Genomic DNA, 20,647 nt, shown 5'->3' with positions numbered 1-20,647 from the left:
ATCAATATAGCTATGACGGCTGCCGCACGACGTCGTTAATTTGACACTTTCGTCGCGGCTTAATCGTCAAGATTCGGTGCCAGCCATTTCTCGGCATCTGCCAGATCCATGCCTTTGCGCTCTGCGTAGCTTTGTGCTTGTACTTTATCAATTTTGGCAACCGCAAAATACTTGCTATCTGGATGGGCAAAATACCAACCGCTAACCGCAGCGCCCGGCCACATTGCATAGCTCGAGGTTAATTCCATACCGATGTTGTTCTCGACCTCGAGTAGCGACCAAAGCTTACCTTTTTCGGTGTGCTCAGGACAGGCGGGATATCCCGGCGCGGGGCGGATCCCTTGATACTGTTCACGGATCAAGGCTTCGTTGTCAAAGGTTTCACCCTCTGCATAACCCCAGAAGTGAGTACGTACTTGCTCATGCAAATATTCAGCACTGGCTTCGGCTAACCGGTCGGCTACCGCTTTTAACAGAATACTGTTATAAGTATCGTGTTTTTCATCATAGGCTTTTACCAGTTCATCTGCCCCAAATCCGGCAGACACCGCAAAGGCACCAATATAGTCATCAATACCCTGCTCTTTACTGGCAATATAATCACTCAAACAACGGTTAAACTGCCCGGCTTTTTTCTCGGTTTGCTGACGAAGCTGACACAAGGTCATCAAACAGTCTTGCTTTTCATCGTCACCGAACACCTGAATATCTTCGCCATCTCGGTACGCCGGGAACAAGCCAATTACAGCTTTGGCCTGAATCAATTTGTTTGCCACAATATCATCGAGCATTGCATTGGCATCATTGAACAGCTTTTGCGCCTCTTCCCCAATTAATGGATGTTCCAGTATTTTTGGATACTTGCCGGATAACTGCCAGGTTAAAAAGAAAGGCGTCCAGTCAATGTAGTTGCGAATCGCACTCAAATCCAAATCATCAAGAACCGTAACGCCAAGTTTATTTGGTGTTTTCGGGGTGTATTGGTCAAAGCTAAGGGGAAAGCGATTATTTTTGGCATCATCGAAACTCACTAAGTTTGAACGAGGACCTTTCTTCGCGTGTCGCTCACGAATGGTTTGATACTCACGGGTCATTCGCTCTAATAGCGGCGTCTTTAATTCACGGGATAACAACGATGAAACAACCGATACGCTGCGTGATGCATTGGGCACGTATACCACACCGTGATCGTAATTTTGCTCAATTTTTACCGCCGTATGCGCTTTCGAAGTGGTGGCACCACCAATCAATAGTGGTATATCAAACCCCTGGCGCTGCATTTCTGACGCCACATGCACCATTTCATCGAGACTTGGGGTGATCAAACCGGATAAACCAATCACATCAACATTCTCTTCTTTAGCAACCTGAAGAATTTTTTCACAAGACACCATAACGCCAAGATCGATCACATCAAAATTATTACATTGCAGTACCACGCCGACGATGTTTTTACCGATATCGTGAACATCGCCTTTAACGGTTGCCAACAGCACCTTACCGTTAGAGCTAACTTCGGTTTTTTCCAACTCAATATAAGGTTGCAAATGTGCCACCGCCTGTTTCATAACCCGCGCAGATTTCACCACCTGAGGCAGAAACATTTGTCCTTCGCCAAATAAATCACCAACGACATTCATGCCATCCATTAATGGCCCTTCAATCACATCCAAAGGTCGCGTTGCCTGAACGCGCGCCTCTTCGGTATCTTCAACAATAAATTCATTGATGCCTTTGACTAGGGCATGCTCAAGGCGCTTATTGACCGGCAATTCACGCCAGGTAAGATCCGCTTTACTGGTCGCCCCGGATTTTTGCCCCCGATATTGCTCAGCAACATCCAGTAAGCGTTCCGTGGCCCCATCGTCTTTATTTTGCACTACGTCTTCGACTGCGGTTAACAGATCCTGAGGGATGTCCTGATAGATCGCTAACTGTCCGGCATTAACGATCCCCATGTCCATGCCTTGTTTAATTGCATGGTAGAGGAATACCGCATGGATCGCTTCGCGCACGGGGTTATTACCACGGAACGAAAACGACACATTCGATACGCCACCAGAAATCATCGCATAGGGTAAGGATTTCTTGATCTCGGCGGTTGCTTCAATAAAATCAACCGCATAGTTATTATGCTCTTCGATACCCGTGGCAATGGCAAAAATGTTGGGGTCAAAAATGATATCTTCCGGTGGGAATCCGATTTCATCGACCAGAATACGGTAGGCTCGCTGGCAAATTTCAACTTTACGGTCTCGGGTATCCGCCTGGCCGACCTCATCAAATGCCATAACAATTACCGCAGCACCATAACGACGAATAATATTCGCCTGTTGGCGAAATGACGTTTCACCTTCTTTTAAGGATATTGAATTGACAATCCCCTTACCTTGAATGCACTTTAACCCGGCTTCAAGAATGTCCCACTTGGAGGAGTCGAGCATAATCGGTACCTTGGCGATATCCGGCTCTCCAGCAATCAAGTTTAAAAACGTGATCATCGCCCCTTTGGAGTCCAGCATGCCTTCATCCATATTGATATCGATAATCTGCGCGCCATTTTCCACCTGTTGCAAAGCAACGGCTATCGCTTCATCGTATTTTTCATCGGTGATCAAACGACGAAATATTGCAGAGCCTGTCACATTAGTACGCTCACCAACGTTTAAAAACAAACTATCTTCATTAATATTTAACGCTTCCAGCCCAGATAAACGACAGGCCACGGGTTTTTCTTCAATGTGTCGTGGCCTAATATTCGCGACCGTATCGGCAATGCCTTTGATGTGTGCTGGGGTAGTACCGCAACAACCACCAACAATGTTTAAAAATCCAGATTCTGCCCATTCTTGAATATGCGCATTCATATCTTCTACGGTAAAGTCGTATTCACCAAAGGCGTTTGGTAAACCAGCATTAGGGTGTGCACTGACCGCGGATTCACTGATCCGGGAAAGCTCTTCGATATACTGACGTAATTCAACAGGTCCCAGTGCGCAGTTAAGACCAAATGAAATCGGTTTGGCATGGCGTAGTGAATTGTAAAACGCTTCCGTGGTTTGTCCCGATAAGGTTCGACCAGAAGCATCAGTGATTGTCCCGGAGATCATCACCGGTAACCGTAAATCGTTTGATTCGAAAACTTCCTCAACAGCGACAATCGCCGCTTTCGCGTTCAAGGTATCGAAAATGGTTTCGATCATAATCAAATCAGCGCCACCTTCAATTAACGCGAGCGTCGATTCAATATAAGCCTCTTTCAGCTCGTCAAAGTCAACATTTCGAAATGCGGGGTTATTCACGTCAGGCGAAATCGAACAGGTACGATTCGTTGGCCCTAAGACCCCTGCAACAAAACGTGGTTTGTGTGGTTGCTGCGCGGTAACTTCATCGGCTACCTGGCGAGCGATTTGCGCCGCAGCCAAGTTAATTTCCCGGCTAATGCTTTCCATTTCGTAATCCGCCATAGCAATGGAAGTCGCATTAAAAGTATTAGTTTCAATAATATCAGCGCCAGCTAGCAGATACTCACGATGAATGTCGGCAATGATTTTTTCTTGCGTGAGTACTAAAAGGTCATTGTTACCTTTAACATCACAGCACCAGTCTTTAAACCGCTGGCCACGAAAATCCGCTTCGCTTAATTTATGATTTTGGATCATGGTACCCATGGCACCATCGAGCACTAATATTCGTTCATTTAAATGTTTTTGGAAAAGATTAGAGGCATTGGACATTACTGCTAATTTCCTATTTCTGAAAATGGTCCATCGACATCCAGGACGTATGGAGTAATTTGATAAACGTAATAATTGAGCCAGTTACTGAACAACAGACTACCATGGCTGCGCCAGTTATTCGCAGGCACTTGTTCAGGATCATTTAACGGAAAGTAATTTACCGGCAGTGATGGCGATAAGCTGGCATTGATATCCCGCCAATACTCATCCTTTAATGTGGTTGTATCATATTCCGGGTGTCCGGTAACAAACACAAATTTTTTGTCTTTACTGGCAACCAGATATGCCCCTGCTTCCTCGGAGTCAGCAAGGATGGATAATTCATCGACACTGGCATAGACTTCAGGTTTCACCTCACCAAAACGAGAATGAGGAACAACAAAAGACTCATCGAAACCACGGGTTAGTTCTTCTTTTGGAAGTCTGGTGCAGTGTTTGTAAACGCCAGAAAGCTTTTCCGCTCTCAATTGTCGATTAATTCCATAAAAATGATACACCGCAGCGTGGGCTGCCCAGCAAGAGAACATCGTGGATGTGACATTGGTTTTCGCCCAATCAAACATCTCGCAAATCTTGTCCCAGTACAACACTTGTTCATAGTCGAGTTGCCCAAGAGGAGCGCCGGTGATGATTAAGCCATCGTAATGTTTGTGTTTGACGTCATCGAACAGACGATAAAATTGGTCAAGGTGTGCCTTAGGCGTATTCTTGGACTCATTCAAATGCAGACGCAGCAATTCAATATTGATTTGTAACGGTGTATTGGAAAGCATTCTTAAGATCTGAATTTCAGCCTCGATTTTATTTGGCATTAAATTCAGAATCGCTACTTGCATCGGCCGGATGTCTTGATTATTCGCACGATTATGGGACATGACAAAAATATTTTCATTCCCCAACACCTCTAGGGCGGGTAACTGATCGGGAATTTTTATTGGCATGCGGGATCTCCTGAGGCAAGCGAAGCACCCATACTACTGAATCAATTAAGACTTTTCAACATCTAAACGTATAGACGTCTAAACACCAATAACTGCGTAAAAATAAAGTCGCCAGTTTATTTGTTAATATAAAAACAAAAAAAGCCGCATTTCGCGGCTTTTTTTAACGGTTATTAACGTTTAATCTTCTGTTTCAGCTTCTTGCTCTTCGCTTTCTTGATTCGCCGTCAATAACATAGCTCTAAGCTTGGCATCAATATCCTTCGCCATCGCTGGGTTTTCTTGCAGGTATTTACCTGCATTGGCTTTACCTTGGCCGATACGCTCACCGTTACAGCTGTACCAGGCACCAGCTTTTTCAACTAACTTATGTTTTACACCCAGGTCGATTAGCTCACCCAGATTGTTAATCCCGGCGCCATAAAGAATTTGGAATTCCGCTTGCTTAAATGGTGGTGCAATTTTGTTCTTAACCACTTTAACGCGAGTTTCATTACCGGTAATTTCATCACCTTCTTTCACCGCACCAATCCGGCGGATATCAAGACGAACAGATGCGTAGAACTTTAACGCATTACCACCCGTTGTCGTTTCTGGGTTTCCGAACATCACACCAATTTTCATCCGAATTTGGTTGATGAATATCATCATAGTATTCGATTGTTTCAGGTTACCGGTTAATTTGCGCATGGCTTGCGACAACATACGTGCCTGCAGACCCATATGGCTGTCACCCATGTCACCTTCAATCTCAGCTTTTGGCGTAAGTGCTGCAACCGAGTCGACAACAATCACATCAACCGCACCTGAGCGAGTTAACATATCGCAGATTTCCAATGCCTGCTCACCCGTATCAGGTTGAGATACTAACAGGTCGTTAATATTCACCCCTAATTTTTCGGCATAAATTGGATCCAATGCGTGCTCTGCATCCACGAACGCACAGACTTTACCGTTGCGCTGTGCTTCGGCGATAACCTCTAATGTTAACGTTGTTTTACCACTGGATTCCGGACCATAGATTTCAATTACCCGCCCCATTGGCAAACCACCAGCACCTAATGCAATGTCCAACCCCAACGAACCCGTTGAAATTGTCTCTACATCCATGCTACGGTTCTCACCCAGCTTCATAATCGAACCTTTACCGAACTGACGCTCAATCTGGCTTAACGCCGCGGATAAGGCCTTTTCTTTGTTCGTATCCATTAGTCTCTCCAATCGTATTCTTGTTTATACATTAACTTCGCTCAGTATACTGTATAATCGTACAGTATCAATAGCTAATTTAAAAAAACCAAAAAAAACATTTTGCGACACACAGAAAGGCAACAAAAACAAAGAGATACAGAGTTCACATCATTTCAACCCTGCGATTTACATCTTATTTACGGCACTTTATACAGTGGTTAACAGTCGCAATTCACAGGTTTTGATATTCCCTTTAATCCGTATTTATTGCTTTCTATCAAGGCGCAAATCTTTTAACATCAAATTCAGTAATCGTCCCTAATCTAAAGGCGCTCTAATTGACCGCTAAGATTCACAAGAAACAGAAAAATTAATGACTCAGAATCCAGAACAATTTTCAAATCACACCCCAATGATGCGCCAATACCTGACGATTAAAAGTGAATTCGAGCACATCCTGGTGTTCTATCGTATGGGTGACTTTTATGAACTGTTTTTTGATGATGCCAAAAAAGCTGCGGACTTATTGGATATTTCGTTAACCGCCAGAGGGAAAACCGGTGGTAATGCAATACCCATGGCTGGGGTGCCTTATCATGCGGTGGAAAATTATCTGGCACGTCTCGTCGCATTAGGTGAATCTGTTGCTATCTGTGAGCAAGTCGGCGATCCGGCCACAAGTAAGGGGCCGGTAGAACGCAAAGTTGTTCGCATTGTCACACCTGGGACCCTAAGTGACGAAGCGCTTTTAAAGGACCGTCAGGACAATTTACTGGTATCTGTTTATGCCCATCATGATAAATTCGGTGTTTCCTACCTGGATATGAGTTCTGGTAAATTTCATTTGTGTGAACCACAAACGTTGGAGCAGCTGAGTGCCGAATTGCAACGTCTGTCTCCGGCAGAAATACTTTACCCAGAATCTTTCGAGTATACCCAGGCGCTGGCTGCATTTAAGGGATTACGTCGTCGTCCAGACTGGGAATACGATCACCAGACCAGCTATAAATTATTAACGCAACAATTCGAAACCCAAGATTTGCAGGGTTTTGGTGTAGAACAGTACCAATTGGGCATTTGCGCCAGCGGTTGTCTATTGCAATATGTGAAAGACACACAACGTACCAGCCTCCCCCATATACGCACCATTACAGCGCAATCTTATCGTGAAGCCGTGATCCTTGATGCCGCGACCCGGAGAAATTTAGAGCTAACCGAAAACCTTGCCGGTGGTCATGACAATACACTGGCAAGTGTGCTCGACCGAACCGCGTCACCGATGGGGTCACGCTTATTTCAGCGTTGGTTACATAGCCCGTTAACCGACATTAATAAACTGAAGCAACGACAAACTGCGATTACCCGACTCATTGATCAGGATATTTATCCAGATTTACATGATGTCATTAAAGGCGTTGGTGATATCGAGCGAATCGTCGCCCGTATCGCATTGCGCAGTGCCCGCCCCAGAGATTTGGCGCGACTTCGCAATGCCCTGGGATTGTTACCAGAAATTCAAGCGCTATTAGATGAGGACCTTTCCCCGCTATTGCGGGAGTTGAAAGTTGCCTGTCAACCCATTGAGCCACTCCATGATTTACTAACCAATGCCATTAATGACAATCCTCCAGTGCTAATACGTGATGGTGGAGTCATTCGCGAAGGTTATCATCAAGAGCTCGATGAGCTGAGAGATCTCAGTCAAGGGGCGAGTCAGTTTTTGGCGGACCTTGAAGAGCAAGAACGTCAGCGCACCGGGATCAGCAGCCTTAAAGTTGGTTACAATCGAGTCCATGGCTTTTTTATTGAAATCAGTCGAGCATCGTCAGATCAGGTCCCTGCAGAATATATTCGTCGCCAAACCCTGAAAAACAACGAACGATATATCACCGAAGAGCTAAAGGTGCATGAAGAGAAAGTATTGAGTTCACAGAGTCGCTTCCTTGCTTTGGAAAAGCGTCTATATGATGAATTGTTCGATCAGTTGTTACCAAATATAGAGACTTTGCAACGATGTGCTGATGGTATTGCAACCCTTGATGTACTGGCGAATCTAAGCGAGCGTGCAAATACCTTAAATTATCAAGTCCCTGTACTTAGTGAAAATCGTATCATCGATATTACTGACGGCCGTCACCCGGTCGTAGAACAGGTGAGTGAACAGCCGTTTATCGCCAATCCGGTAACGCTTAATAAGCAACAACAAATGTTGATAATTACTGGACCGAATATGGGGGGTAAATCCACCTATATGCGACAAACCGCGCTGATCGTTTTGCTCGCACATATCGGAAGTTTCGTACCGGCACAAAGTGCAAAAATAGGCATTGTCGATCGGATTTTTACGCGGATTGGTGCATCCGATGATTTAGCATCCGGGCGGTCTACTTTTATGGTCGAAATGACCGAGACGGCAAATATTCTGCATAATGCAAGCGATAAAAGTTTAGTGTTATTGGATGAAATCGGTCGCGGTACCAGTACCTATGATGGTTTGTCTCTGGCCTGGGCCTGTGCCGAATATTTGGCGCAAAAAACCCAAGCCTTTACCCTATTTGCTACCCATTACTTTGAACTTACTCAATTGGCAGATCAATTAGACTCACTCGCAAACATTCATTTGGATGCGGTTGAGCACGACGACAATATCGTCTTTATGCACGCAATACAAAATGGTGCGGCAAGCAAAAGTTTCGGGTTACAGGTGGCACAACTTGCCGGTGTTCCAAAGTCGGTGGTTAAACGGGCGAAACAAAGGCTGAAAGAGTTGGAAACGCTTGATAAAAATCTTGGCAGTGAGGCGACACCGGCAAGTTCACCCGTGCAGTTTAGTTTTAATGAAGACCATCCAGTCATTGATAAGTTGCAAGCATTAGATGTTGACGCGTTAAGTCCGCGTCAGGCTTTGCAATATTTGTATGAGTTAAAGGATACCCTGTAAACGCAATGGTAACGGACAGGCACCCCAGGCATTAAAGCCTGAGGTCTACTTCTTCTCGAGGAAGTACATATTTAAGGTCGTAGATAAAGTGACCACGTCTTCCCCATTCACGGATTTCATTGGTGGTCAGCTCCAGATATTCGCGATGGGCAACGGCCAGAATAATCGCATCATAATGGTCGCTTTTCGGGCGGCTTACGACATCAATACCATAAAGTGCTTTCGCTTCTTCTTTATTGCACCAGGGATCCGTGACATCCACATTCATATTGTATTCATGTAATTCGTTAACAATATCAATCACTTTAGTGTTACGCAGGTCCGGGCAGTTTTCCTTAAACGTCAACCCCATTACGAGCACATTTGCGTGCTCAACTTTGGCATGTTGTTTCATCATGTTTTTCACCAATTGACTAACAACGTACTCCCCCATGCCATCATTCAAATGCCGACCAGCCAAGATCATTTTCGGGTGATAACCGATATCCTGTGCTTTTTGGGTTAGATAATACGGATCAACACCGATGCAGTGGCCACCCACAAGACCCGGACGAAACGGTAAGAAGTTCCATTTGGTACCTGCGGCTTGCAGAACTTCGAGGGTATCAATATCAAGCTTATTGAAGATAATTGCCAATTCATTGATCAAGGCGATATTGACATCACGCTGGGTGTTTTCAATCACTTTTGCCGCTTCGGCAACTTTGATAGATGATGCCATATGGGTGCCAGCAGAGATCACCGATTGATATACATCATCAACTTTCTGGGCAATTTCAGGTGTGGAGCCTGAAGTAACTTTCAGGATCTGGGTGACGGTATGTTGTTTATCACCCGGGTTTATTCGCTCCGGAGAATAGCCTGCAAAAAAGTCCTCGTTGTATGTTAAACCTGAGATTTTTTCAATCACCGGAATGCAATCTTCTTCGGTTGCCCCGGGATATACGGTTGATTCATAAACAACGATATCCCCCTTCTCTATTACCTTACCGAGCATTTCACTGGCTTTAAGTAGCGGCGTTAAATCAGGCTGCTTATGTTTATCAATTGGGGTAGGAACAGTAATGATGTAGAAATTACAAGCCCGTAAATCTTCTACGTCAGTCGTAAAGGTCAGGCGAGAAGCGCTTTTTAAGTTTTCAGGATTGACCTCAAGGGTGCTGTCTTCACCGATTTTTAATTCATCAATCCGCGATTGATTGATATCAAAACCTTTGGTCAGATACTTTTTACCGAATTCAACTGCGAGGGGAAGGCCAACATAGCCTAGGCCGATAACTGCGATTTTTGTTGTTGTAAAAGGCATAAAAGACTCTTCGAGTTACTGTTTGTTTTTATTACTGTTGAGTATAGAAGATAAACCAAAAGCTGCCATTTCAACCGGCAATTTTTTAACGGTAATGCTATCTGTTTCTCGCGAATAACAACATGGTTCTATTAACGTTTTTAATAGCACCTGTCATTTTAAAATCGGTGTAACAAGGCGCTGTTGTGATTCCAACTTATCCTTTCTCAAGATTCGATAAAAATCCGGTGCTATTCGCCAAAAATTAGAATTGTTGCTGCTCATTTTCGATGACTTTTGCCAGTCCTTTTTTCCAATCACTGGGCACTACCCGCCATTTGCGCATAATTTTTTCATTACACATTGAAGAATACGCGGGTCGTTTTGCTGGCGTTGGATACTGTAAGGTTGTCAGTGGCGCTATCTTGGGTAGTAAAGGGATCACGGCTTTGTCCTTGGCCATATCGACAATTTCACGTGCAAATTGATACCAGCTTACCGAAGAAGCACCATTGTAGTGATAAATTCCCCATTGCTTTTCACCGCCTTTAATCGCAACTGCTATTTGATAAATTCCACGAGCCAAGTCGCCAGCATAAGTCGGGTTACCCACTTGATCGTTGACGACACCAAACTGTTGCTTTTCCCGGGCCAGTTTTAGCATGGTTCGGACAAAGTTCTTACCATATTCACTAAATACCCAGGCGGTGCGAATAATCACAAATTTATTCAGGTAGGTCATAACCTCTTGCTCCCCCAGAAATTTACTCAAACCATAGGTGCAACCCGGAGCGGTTTTCTCGCCAGGTGTATACGGAGTTTGAGCATCTCCAGAAAAGACATAATCCGTAGAAATATGGATCATCGGGATATTGAGATTAGCGCAGGCGATAGCGAGATACTTGCAGCCGAGTTGATTTACGGCAATTGCCTTATCCTGTTCTTCTTCGGCTTTGTCTACTTGTGTATAAGCAGCGGTATTGATCACAAGTTGAGGGTTTATTCTGGCAAACGTCTGCTGGACCGATTTTCGTTCGGCAATATTCAATTGCATTGACGGTAAAAAATGCCAGTTTATGCCTGTATCCGTATTTTTTTCTTGTTTAACAACATCCCTTAAACAAGATGCCAGTTGTCCGTACTTTCCTACCACTAAAATATTCATTGGATCCTTTCCTTGAATTAACGTATTTTTACCCGACGTTTGTTAATCAGCGCCACATTACTTCCTAGCGGAGTAGCTAACCCCTTAAGAGTAGAGTTTGCTCAGGGGCGTAGCATTTCTATCCTTGTCGGAAAGCTGTACCCGACCTAATTGACGTACCGGCCACTGGATATTCAAGTCCTGGTCATTCCAAAGCAAGCCACCTTCGTCCTCGGGATCATAAAAATCTGTGCACTTGTATTCAAAATCCGCTACTTCAGAAAGAACAACAAAACCATGGGCAAACCCCGGAGGGATCCAAAACTGTCGCTTATTGTCTTCCGATAAAATTTCACCGTGCCATTGCCCAAATGTCGGAGAGTCTTTGCGGATATCTACGGCCACGTCAAACACTTCGCCACGTACGACTCGCACTAATTTACCTTGTGGTTTTTTAATTTGAAAATGCAGGCCCCGCAGTACTCCTTTGCGAGATCTTGAATAATTGTCTTGAACAAATTCCTGTTCAATGCCAACTTTTGAGCGATACCGATCCGACTGAAAGGTTTCAAGGAAGAAGCCTCGGTCATCACCAAAGGTAACCGGTTCGATAACTTTTAAATCAGATATTTTTGTAGAGATAACTTTCATTGTAGTCCTTACCTAAACTGGCCGGCATCAAGGAAGCGAGGTATTGTCCATATTCAGTTTTTTGGTATCGTTTTATTGATGTTTTTAACTGTTGTGACGACAGCCAGCCGTTTCTGAAACCAATTTCTTCTAAGCACGCAACCTTCAGGCCCTGGCGCTTTTCCACGGCTTGTACAAAGTGCCCAGCTTCCGCTAACGAATCATGGGTTCCGGTATCTAACCAAGCACAGCCACGACCCAAAATGGATACGTTGAGCTCACCTAAGCGCAAATATTCATTGTTAATCTCGGTAATTTCCAGCTCGCCTCGAGGTGAGGGTTTAATATTTTTTGCGATATCGATGACCCGGTTGTCGTAGAAATATAAACCGGTAACCGCATAATTAGACTTGGGAATTTTTGGCTTTTCTTCGATGCTCGTCGCTTTGCCCTGGGCATTAAATTCGACCACACCAAATCGCTCAGGATCTTTAACATGATAGCCAAATACCATAGCCCCAGTTTCAAATTCCGTTGCCAACTGCAGTTTGTCGGTAAAATGCTGACCATAGAAAATATTATCACCAAGCACCAGGCAAACATTGGAGTCACCGATAAATTGCTCACCAATAATAAATGCCTGGGCAAGACCATCCGGCGACGGTTGCTCTGCATATTGCAGTTCTAGACCAAACTGCTCTCCATCGCCAAGTAAACGCTTAAAACCTGGTAAGTCCTCCGGTGTAGAGATAATCAGAACTTCTTTGATCCCTGCTAGCATCAGCACCGACAGAGGGTAGTAAATCATCGGCTTGTCATAAACCGGCAATAGCTGCTTAGAAACGCCCATTGTGATCGGGTGCAATCGGGTTCCTGAACCCCCTGCGAGAATAATTCCTTTATAAGCTTTCATGATACTGAGTATCTCCTAGCCTGGTTAATTGATATTTACCGGTAAGTACGTTTTGCCACCAATCGGGATTATCCAAATACCATTGCACGGTTTTTTCAATACCGGATTCAAATGATTCGGTCGGTTGCCAATGCAGGGAATTTGCTATCTTAGACGCATCGATCGCATATCGTTTGTCATGCCCGGGCCTATCCTGAACGTATGTGATCAAGTTTGAAAAATCTTCAATACCATCGGGTTTATCGTTAATCTTTTGGTTCAAAATGCCGCAAATGGTTTTTACCACTTCAATATTTTGCTTTTCGTTATTGCCCCCTATGGTATAGGTTTCACCAACCTCACCTTCCTTGACAACTTTGAGCAAAGCCTGAGCATGATCGTCAACATAAAGCCAGTCTCGCACTTGTTTACCATCACCATACACAGGTAAAGGTTTACCTTGCAGTGCGCTGAGAATGATATGGGGAATGAGTTTTTCTGGAAAATGGTAAGGACCATAATTATTTGAACAGTTGGTAATTAATACCGGAAAGCCATAGGTTCTGCCCCATGCCCTGACCAGATGATCGCTGCCAGCTTTAGAGGCTGAATAAGGGCTTGAAGGCGCGTATGGGGTTTGTTCTGTGAACTTCAACTGATCAGATTGTAAATCACCGAAAACCTCATCGGTGGACACATGCAAAAAGCGAAATGACGATTTTTTCTGCGCAGGCATCGTTAACCAATATTTTCTGGCGCATTCCAATAGATTACAGGTACCGACAACATTGGTTTTGATAAACAGCGCCGGGCCATCAATGGAGCGATCGACATGAGATTCAGCCGCCAAATGCATAATAGCGTCGGGCTGGTATTGATTTAGCAGTGCCGTAAACAGTTCAGCATCACAAATATCACCCTTTATAAACTGATATCTTGGCGCTAGAGTGTCGGTATCTACACGTTCAGTTAAGGAGTCAGGAATGGATTCCAAATTGCCCGCATAGGTCAGGCAATCGTAGTTTAATACCTGATCTTTTGTGTGTTGAAGAATATTACGAATAACGGCGCTGCCAATAAATCCGGCGCCGCCTGTCACGATGATTTTCATAAAATGTCCATACTTAACAGAGCAAACAAACGAAGCGATAAATACCGCGACAGTTTCGTCATGCAAATAATCACGTTGCAAACAGGAATTGATTTTCAAGGGAGGTTTAATGATCCAGTACACAATGCAAAGAAAGCTGAATGTGAACCACTTAATGCTGTGACTTATCCCTTAAGCCCGTTTTTTGTTATTAAAAACAGTATAGAATAGATACCAAATCTCGCCATATTCATCATCAGAACTCACAGAGAAATCATGAGACTGGTTTCTAAGGCATTGTTATTAAGCTCTTTATTTTATTTTTAAAAGATCGTCGTACTGAGGCTCGAGCGGTGCAAAAAGCTGAGGATGGTAGTCGCGAAGGACAGGGCCGAGTTGTTGGAATGCCAATTTAACTTCTGGACTATTTCTGCCCATGGCATAAGCATTTTGCAAGAAAGACACCATTTGAGAGTCAAATTCCTGCATCCGCCATTTTAACATGGCTAACGCAGCCCATGTCGCAGGCCAGGTGGGGCGTGTGGAAGTCGATTGCAGATAAAGTTGCTTCGCGTGTTGCAAAGCGGTTTGGCGATCTACCATATTATCATCAGCGCCCCATTCTAATATCTGAGCTTTGATTTCTAGATATTGATTATGCCCCGGATGGTAAAACAACGCATCATCGGCATAGCGTAACGCCTGACGATAATCTTGCGCGTTGCCAATATAACCGATTGCCTGCCAACTTTTCACGCGCACTTCAGCTTGTTTAAAGGCGATATTTGCCACTCCGAAAGAAGTGGCAACAATGGTCAATATCACTAAGATAATAATCAGTATAAATTTAATCACGTTATCCATAGAGAACCAATTAAATGAATCGAGCTGACCAAGAACCATTATCCGAGCCCCGGTACTGTGATGATATCTCGCTTAACTTTTGGCCTCGCGCCATTGTTGTTTTGGCATATTGCAGTGGCATGCCGTTAACTGCTATACCCATATTGGTCATAATATCCGTCAAACGCCTGGTACGATTGCGCTTTATCCATATCAACCTGATTCAATACTACGCCTGAGACCTCAACACCCGAAGTGCGTAGGCGTTTAAAGCCGGCCTTCACTTGTTGCTCTTTCGTATCTTCAGCCTTGACCACATAGATAAGCGCATCACTTACACCAGCGATTAAAATCGCATCGCTTACCGCTAATATGGGTGGCGTATCAATGATAATTCGATCATAACTTTCACTGAGTTGAGTGATCAGTGCTTTGAATCTTGCCGAGGACAGCAATTCTTGAGGGTTTGGAGCCATGTCTCCTGCGACCATGATATCCATCTGATTGTGGTTATCCTGGACAATGCATTGCGCTAACTCATGGGTACCTGCAATATAATTGGCTAATCCGGGCTGTGATTTATCAATCGCAAAATTTTTGCCAATGCTCGGACGACGCATATCGGCATCAATAATGATAGTCTTTTGCAACTGTCCAATCGCGTAAAACAAGTTTGAGCTTAATTGCGTTTTTCCTTCACCGGGTAAAGTCGAGGTTACTGCAATGGCTTTGGCTTGCGACTCAATATTCAACATTTGTAAACTGGTGCGAATGGTCCGCACTGCTTCACTAAAGCCCTGTTCTTTGTCCTGTAGATAATAGTTGGCTGCAAGTGGTGTTACATCTTGCTGCTGCGATTTTTTTATCAATCTTTGCAGTACCGTACCATTGTCACGTTGATGATTAAGCTTTACCAATGGAATAATTCCCAGCAATGTTTGCGACAATTTTTGTTCAACATCTTCGGCACTACGAATGGTCGAATTTAGTGCTTCCATAAGCAATACGCAGGCAACACCTACCATTGAAGACAGCATTAATGCCAGAACGACCACCAACTTTTTACGGGGTTTAGATGGCGAGTAAGGGGTTGTTGCCGGGTCAATAACACGACCGACGGACGTCTCAAACCCTTCAAGCTGAGCCGTTTCTTTCAATCTGGAAAAGAAGGCTTCATATAAATTACGATTCATTTCCACGTCCTGCAACAGGTCACGGTGTTGATTTTCAATACGTGTGAGGCGTTGAAACTTAGCTTTTGCTGTCGCGATGGCCTGATTGATTTGAGTGACCCGCTCCTTCGCTTGACGAGTATCCGTTCCCAGGCTGTTAATGAGCCGCGAAATTTGCTGGTCGATATTTAATTGTGCTTTGCCAAGTTCAGCATTGACCGCAATCATCTTTGGGTGTTTTGGCCCATAGACGAAACCTAATTCCTGCTTTTTAGTCTCGATTGATAATTTCTGTTGCTGTAAATTTTGTACCGATGGATGATTAAAGATTTCCGGTACACTATTGATAAATTCCAGAGAAACGCCATCTTTTGCCTGATTTCGTTGCAGCAAAGAACTAATCAATTCACTTTGATCAACCGCTTGCTGTGCTCGGGTCAACTGTCCGGAAAGCTCTTCCAGCTCTTTCGCCGCCAGGCTCTTAATGCCCCGGACATCGACCAGTGATTCACGCTCTTGAAACAATGCTAGCCGCTCTTCCGCACTTTCCAGTTTCTGTTTTAAACCTGACATGCTGGAGTTTAGCCAGATTGCCGATTTTTCAATGCGATCGAGGTTAACATCCATATGATTATCAAGGTAAGCCTGCGCGATTGCATTGGCCAAAGTTGCAGCTAATTGCGGCGATTCAGATTCGAAACTGATGGTAACTACCTGAGTTTTGGAAACAGGCGAAGCTGACATATTACCCCAGACATAACCGATGATGGCGTCTCGCTTTTGCATGGCTTTTTGCTGAGTCGATAATTCAGGTGCCGGAGGCTGAGGATTCACCAAATTTACAATGGTTTGTTTCAGACTCGGTTGCTCTTCTCTTGGCTGATTGAAAAAAGGGTGCTTGTGCAACTGCAATGTATCAACAACTTTTTCCGCAACTTTTCTTGAACGTATGATTTCCAGCTGCGAATAGTAATATTCCTGAGCACTGGTTGATTCACCATAGACATCGTCCAGTTGTAACACTCGATTTTGTTCCGCTTCTAGCAGTAAGCTCGCCGAGGCAACATAGATTGGTGTTTTCGATGACATCACCATTGCGGTTAACACGGTAACAAGTGCGGCAAAACTCAAAATCACCAGTTTGTGCCGCCAAATGACCCGGATCAATTTACCCAAATCAATTTCATCGTGATTAACAAATTCTGTCGCCACATCAGGTGTTGTGTTTACGGAAGAAAGATGCCCTTTATTATTTACGCTCACAGGCACTCCTTAAAAGAAACTTTGCTTAATGGATATAATGTCACCGGGACCGATTAACGTGTGCTGATCGATGGATTTGGGTGTTTTATCGTCAAGGCCGCTTTTTACTATGTATATTTTGTCTAAAGACGCACGTTCGGTAAAGCCTCCGGCCAGAGCCGCCGCTTTGGCAACGGTCAAACCCGGTTGATAGGGGTAGCCGCCTGGCTTTTTCACTTCCCCATCAATAAAAAACGGACGATAGGTGATAATACTTACCGACACATTTGGATTGATCAGATAATCCCCTTTCAAGCCCTGATGAATCTTCTGTTCAACCTGATAAAGGGTTAACCCTTGTATGGTAATTTCCCCTAAGAAAGGGTAGTTAATTTTGCCACTGTCGTTTAGCAATAATTCTCGGGATAGCTCCGCTTCTCCATAGACATCGATGGCAATTTTATCACCACTATCAATACGATACTCCTGAGCTTGTATATTCGCAGCCTGAACGCTAGAGGCGATAAGAACTAGCCAGGTGATCACTAAGGTTTTAACAAGAAATGCCAATGAGGAAGAAAAATTTATCATGATATTTGCCAACTTATTATCTTATTATTTACGACTGCGCAGATTTGAGTAAATCCAAGCCATCCCTCAGTGTAAGACGAAAAGGATAGCCGGATTACAAAGATAACATAACTACATCGACAACAGGACCGAGACGTTAAAATTCAATCCCGAGTAGTCGAAAACCTCTTGATTACTGTCTCGATCGGTATAATGTACGCCGGCAATTATATCGATATTGCGGCGCATATGATAATTCGCTTTAATACCAAATATGGCATTGTCATCTTCCCGTGAAGTGCCATTATATTTATCATTGCTCGACGCTATGTCTAATGTGCTCGATAATCGTTCCAGCCACTTATGATGCCAACTCAAACCAAAAAACGTATTGTCTATGGCATTACCCTGACCTTTTTGTTCGGTGGTTTGCTTGGCAGTGGAAAAATCAAAATTCGAATAGGTCAGTGGTGTCCATAAAATGCCAACTAACCAACGCACACCTGACGCATCGCCGCGACTTTGAGAGTCAAAGGATTTACGTTCGTAACCAAGCTTTGCGTAGCCTGTCGTTAATCCTGTAGAATCCCATTCCACCCCGAGATAAAAACCATCTTGTTTACTATCAAGATTATCAGGCTGAAAAGGGTCATCGGCATAATTAAAGTTTTTAATACTGAGATCCGCGGTAAGTTGCGTTTTACCGGTAAGCTTTCTGAAAAACGTGGCGCCGATCTCATTCATCGAATATTCACGCCAGCGGGTGAAATCGATCTCATCTGGGTTTAAACCATTACCTACATCAAGAATATCTACATTCAGGTCGCTCTCATAGAGACTCTCCCAGGCAACATCACGTACTTTAGCTTTTAAATCAATACGGGCTAATGCAGACAATGCGCCATAACTATAGATGGCGTCGGCCTGAGTCACGGTAAATTGTGTAGGTTCTTTGTAATACTCGCCAAAACCTATCGAGTAACCATCTCCTCGTTGTTCATGGTCGACAATATAATCGCCTGATACAGAGAATCGATTATAACGGTCTAACACCCATTTCATATCCGCCGTTAGCGCTTGATTGGTATAATTATCATCCGAACTGGCGTAGTAAAGTGCTGAATCCAGTTCATAAGCAAAGCGATACAGATCTCCCCCATAGTTATTTTCGAGGGTGATTTTAGGCTTGAATTGGGTGATCCAGGAGTCAACTTCTTGCTTGCTGGAACTTGCGTTTAAGATATTGGAATCAAAGCGCTGCTCAATACCTAAGGTTGGTATTAAATCAAAACTCCCAAGCTTGTAGGCTTTCGGATCAACTGCGAAGCCCGAAAAGGAGATCAAAACCAGCAGAAATAAGGTTGTCGTTTGCTTGAACATCATGGGGCGTGACATTATTTTTATTAGCGTTTAAGGGTATGTTAATTAATTCGCTTATTAATGGCAACGATTAAAAATTATTCACTTATCTTCTGGTCTTACCTGTAAAACGGATTAAATCTCGTTTTAAACACTTAAGCTTGTTTTTTTTGGTGTATCCGGCACTGCAACCTTCGTTGAGGGTAATCCAAATCGGCAAACCCAGCACAATGCCAGAATAATCACAAAATAGGCCGAATTCGCCGGCGATTGCAGGTTAAAATCAACGCTAATATGCAACATCATGCCAATAACCGCCATGATACAACCTCCTGATAAACCTCGGATAAAATGACTATTCCTTAACAACATCGCCTGGTATGCATGCCATATAGAAACAACAATCAATGCCATTAACAATATCGACATTGGCAATCCGTACTCAATCACAAATTGCAAATAATCGTTATGCGCATGATCATAAAACCCTTTCACATCTTGTTTTTTCACTCGGGGATAAGCGACGTAAAACCCCCCTGCTCCCACACCAGTCATGGCGAATTCTTTGATCAACACCATGCTATCGATAGCAACATTATCTCGCGTTTCTTTTTCAAGGCTGGTGTTTTCAATCCGTTGCTTAACTTTGTCGATTCCAAACCAACTACCGAGAATCAATGCGTCGATGGTCAATACGCTGAACAGCAGAACCAATACATACCGACGGCTAGACCGGCTTGTTTTACCAAACACAATTGCACTAAGTCCCAAGGTAAGGGTTAAGGCCATAAAAAACGCGGTATTGCCCATCCGAGAATGGGACAATACTATCGCGATAACCATGCAGACCAGCGACAGCCGTAAGGTAAACTTGCCCGAAATATAGCTAGATAGAAATGTTTTTATAAACGGGACATTGGAGCGGGCTCTTTGTTGTAACAGGTAACTCAACAGCCAACCTACGGCCAAGCTCGCGCACAGAATCAAGAAGTTGGCAAAATGATTTCTGTAGATAAATGAGCCCGTTGCATTAGAGCTGTTCTGTAGTGTTAGCATCCAGCTTCGGTCATCACTATTGAGCAATGCTAACGTGCCATAGGTAGCTTGAAAAAGCCCTGTCGCGATAATCACCATGACCAGTAACTTAAGTTTCCTGAGGTTAGTGACGTGAATAAAAACCAGACAAGCCATTGCAAGATACGCGCATGACTTAACAAACATAACCAGGGTTTGTACAGGATCTAAAGATAACGGTAACCAATGCGAATTTAGCCATTGTCCACTATGGATTTGCTGCTGCAACAGCACGTTATTGGGGCTGATCCAGCTAATTAAAAAAGTGGGTAAAGGAACCGATTGCAGGCCTTGCCATAGGGTAAATGCCGCGACGATATATACATACCCCTGGTATGGGCGTAATCGCTCTTTAATTTTCGGCCATGAAAAAGACAGTAAACTAACACTAAGTAAACAAAATGCGCCTAGCTCCAATACTGCCCATGCCCAAGGTCTGTTTGAGCCTAACGGGATAGGTAACCAAAAAACCAGCACCAGAAACAGGTTAAATTGCAATGCTTGAGAGTTAACCTTCATGGATTTCGATTATG

14 protein-coding genes are annotated in these 20,647 nt (G+C 43.9%); 1 reads left to right on the top strand and 13 read right to left on the bottom strand.

The window, feature by feature from the left end:
* Positions 1–59 precede the first annotated feature (59 nt).
* The 3 genes from metH to recA all read right to left on the bottom strand — a co-directional run bounded on the left by metH (position 60) and on the right by recA (position 5,890).
* Positions 60–3,737, bottom strand: coding sequence for a methionine synthase (gene metH, locus FE810_RS10560; protein WP_138320025.1), 3,678 nt, complete (start codon positions 3,735–3,737; stop codon positions 60–62).
* 5 nt (positions 3,738–3,742) lie between these two features.
* Positions 3,743–4,681, bottom strand: a complete 939-nt coding sequence (gene metA / locus FE810_RS10555) for a homoserine O-acetyltransferase MetA (protein ID WP_138320024.1) — start codon at positions 4,679–4,681, stop codon at positions 3,743–3,745.
* 180 nt (positions 4,682–4,861) lie between these two features.
* Positions 4,862–5,890 (bottom strand): recombinase RecA, encoded by a 1,029-nt coding sequence (gene recA / locus FE810_RS10550; protein ID WP_138320023.1) that lies wholly within the window; start codon positions 5,888–5,890, stop codon positions 4,862–4,864.
* A 355-nt stretch (positions 5,891–6,245) separates the two neighbouring features.
* On the opposite strand from recA, the gene mutS reads away from it, so the two are divergent.
* Complete coding sequence (gene mutS, locus FE810_RS10545) at positions 6,246–8,813, top strand: DNA mismatch repair protein MutS (protein ID WP_138320022.1); 2,568 nt, start codon at positions 6,246–6,248, stop codon at positions 8,811–8,813.
* A 31-nt stretch (positions 8,814–8,844) separates the two neighbouring features.
* On the opposite strand, the gene tviB is transcribed toward mutS, so the two are convergent.
* The 10 genes from tviB to FE810_RS10495 form a co-directional block, all read right to left on the bottom strand.
* The gene (gene tviB, locus FE810_RS10540) at positions 8,845–10,119 is read right to left on the bottom strand and encodes a Vi polysaccharide biosynthesis UDP-N-acetylglucosamine C-6 dehydrogenase TviB (protein ID WP_138320021.1); all 1,275 of its coding nucleotides are present in this window, start codon (positions 10,117–10,119) and stop codon (positions 8,845–8,847) included.
* Between the two features lie 244 nt (positions 10,120–10,363).
* A complete protein-coding gene (gene rfbD / locus FE810_RS10535) occupies positions 10,364–11,263 on the bottom strand; it encodes a dTDP-4-dehydrorhamnose reductase (protein WP_138320020.1) in 900 nt (299 codons plus the stop codon).
* 84 nt (positions 11,264–11,347) lie between these two features.
* Entirely contained in the window at positions 11,348–11,893 is a 546-nt protein-coding gene (gene rfbC, locus FE810_RS10530) for a dTDP-4-dehydrorhamnose 3,5-epimerase (RefSeq protein ID WP_138320019.1), read from the bottom strand.
* Positions 11,865–12,785 (bottom strand): glucose-1-phosphate thymidylyltransferase RfbA, encoded by a 921-nt coding sequence (rfbA, locus tag FE810_RS10525; RefSeq protein WP_138320018.1) that lies wholly within the window; start codon positions 12,783–12,785, stop codon positions 11,865–11,867. The genes rfbC and rfbA overlap by 29 nt, the downstream gene beginning before the upstream one ends.
* Positions 12,772–13,875, bottom strand: coding sequence for a dTDP-glucose 4,6-dehydratase (rfbB, locus tag FE810_RS10520; RefSeq protein WP_138320017.1), 1,104 nt, complete (start codon positions 13,873–13,875; stop codon positions 12,772–12,774). The genes rfbA and rfbB overlap by 14 nt, the downstream gene beginning before the upstream one ends.
* A gap of 291 nt (positions 13,876–14,166) precedes the next feature.
* Complete coding sequence (locus FE810_RS10515) at positions 14,167–14,757, bottom strand: hypothetical protein (protein ID WP_171022334.1); 591 nt, start codon at positions 14,755–14,757, stop codon at positions 14,167–14,169.
* Positions 14,758–14,843: 86 nt separating this feature from the next.
* Positions 14,844–17,132 (bottom strand): GumC family protein, encoded by a 2,289-nt coding sequence (locus FE810_RS10510; RefSeq protein WP_171022333.1) that lies wholly within the window; start codon positions 17,130–17,132, stop codon positions 14,844–14,846.
* Positions 17,133–17,141: 9 nt separating this feature from the next.
* Positions 17,142–17,702, bottom strand: coding sequence for a polysaccharide biosynthesis/export family protein (locus tag FE810_RS10505; RefSeq protein ID WP_138320014.1), 561 nt, complete (start codon positions 17,700–17,702; stop codon positions 17,142–17,144).
* A gap of 111 nt (positions 17,703–17,813) precedes the next feature.
* On the bottom strand, positions 17,814–19,076 hold the full coding sequence (locus FE810_RS10500) for an outer membrane beta-barrel protein (protein WP_138320013.1): 1,263 nt from the start codon (positions 19,074–19,076) through the stop codon (positions 17,814–17,816).
* A gap of 111 nt (positions 19,077–19,187) precedes the next feature.
* A complete protein-coding gene (locus FE810_RS10495; protein ID WP_138320012.1) occupies positions 19,188–20,633 on the bottom strand; it encodes an O-antigen ligase family protein in 1,446 nt (481 codons plus the stop codon).
* Positions 20,634–20,647: the final 14 nt, after the last annotated feature.

Source organism: Thalassotalea litorea, assembly GCF_005843925.1.
GTDB classification, from domain to species: domain Bacteria; phylum Pseudomonadota; class Gammaproteobacteria; order Enterobacterales; family Alteromonadaceae; genus Thalassotalea_A; species Thalassotalea_A litorea_A.
Note: the sequence above shows the minus strand (reverse complement) of the source record. Positions and strands in the feature narration are given on the sequence as shown.

Excerpts from the sequence above, each read along its gene's own strand:
- metH (WP_138320025.1), bottom strand. The coding sequence starts at position 3,737 with ATGTCCAATGCCTCTAATCTTTTCCAAAAACATTTAAATGAACGAATA.
- metA (WP_138320024.1), bottom strand. The coding sequence starts at position 4,681 with ATGCCAATAAAAATTCCCGATCAGTTACCCGCCCTAGAGGTGTTGGGG.
- recA (WP_138320023.1), bottom strand. The coding sequence starts at position 5,890 with ATGGATACGAACAAAGAAAAGGCCTTATCCGCGGCGTTAAGCCAGATT.
- mutS (WP_138320022.1), top strand. The coding sequence starts at position 6,246 with ATGACTCAGAATCCAGAACAATTTTCAAATCACACCCCAATGATGCGC.
- tviB (WP_138320021.1), bottom strand. The coding sequence starts at position 10,119 with ATGCCTTTTACAACAACAAAAATCGCAGTTATCGGCCTAGGCTATGTT.
- rfbD (WP_138320020.1), bottom strand. The coding sequence starts at position 11,263 with ATGAATATTTTAGTGGTAGGAAAGTACGGACAACTGGCATCTTGTTTA.
- rfbC (WP_138320019.1), bottom strand. The coding sequence starts at position 11,893 with ATGAAAGTTATCTCTACAAAAATATCTGATTTAAAAGTTATCGAACCG.
- rfbA (WP_138320018.1), bottom strand. The coding sequence starts at position 12,785 with ATGAAAGCTTATAAAGGAATTATTCTCGCAGGGGGTTCAGGAACCCGA.
- rfbB (WP_138320017.1), bottom strand. The coding sequence starts at position 13,875 with ATGAAAATCATCGTGACAGGCGGCGCCGGATTTATTGGCAGCGCCGTT.
- FE810_RS10515 (WP_171022334.1), bottom strand. The coding sequence starts at position 14,757 with ATGGTTCTTGGTCAGCTCGATTCATTTAATTGGTTCTCTATGGATAAC.
- FE810_RS10505 (WP_138320014.1), bottom strand. The coding sequence starts at position 17,702 with ATGATAAATTTTTCTTCCTCATTGGCATTTCTTGTTAAAACCTTAGTG.
- FE810_RS10500 (WP_138320013.1), bottom strand. The coding sequence starts at position 19,076 with ATGTCACGCCCCATGATGTTCAAGCAAACGACAACCTTATTTCTGCTG.
- FE810_RS10495 (WP_138320012.1), bottom strand. The coding sequence starts at position 20,633 with ATGAAGGTTAACTCTCAAGCATTGCAATTTAACCTGTTTCTGGTGCTG.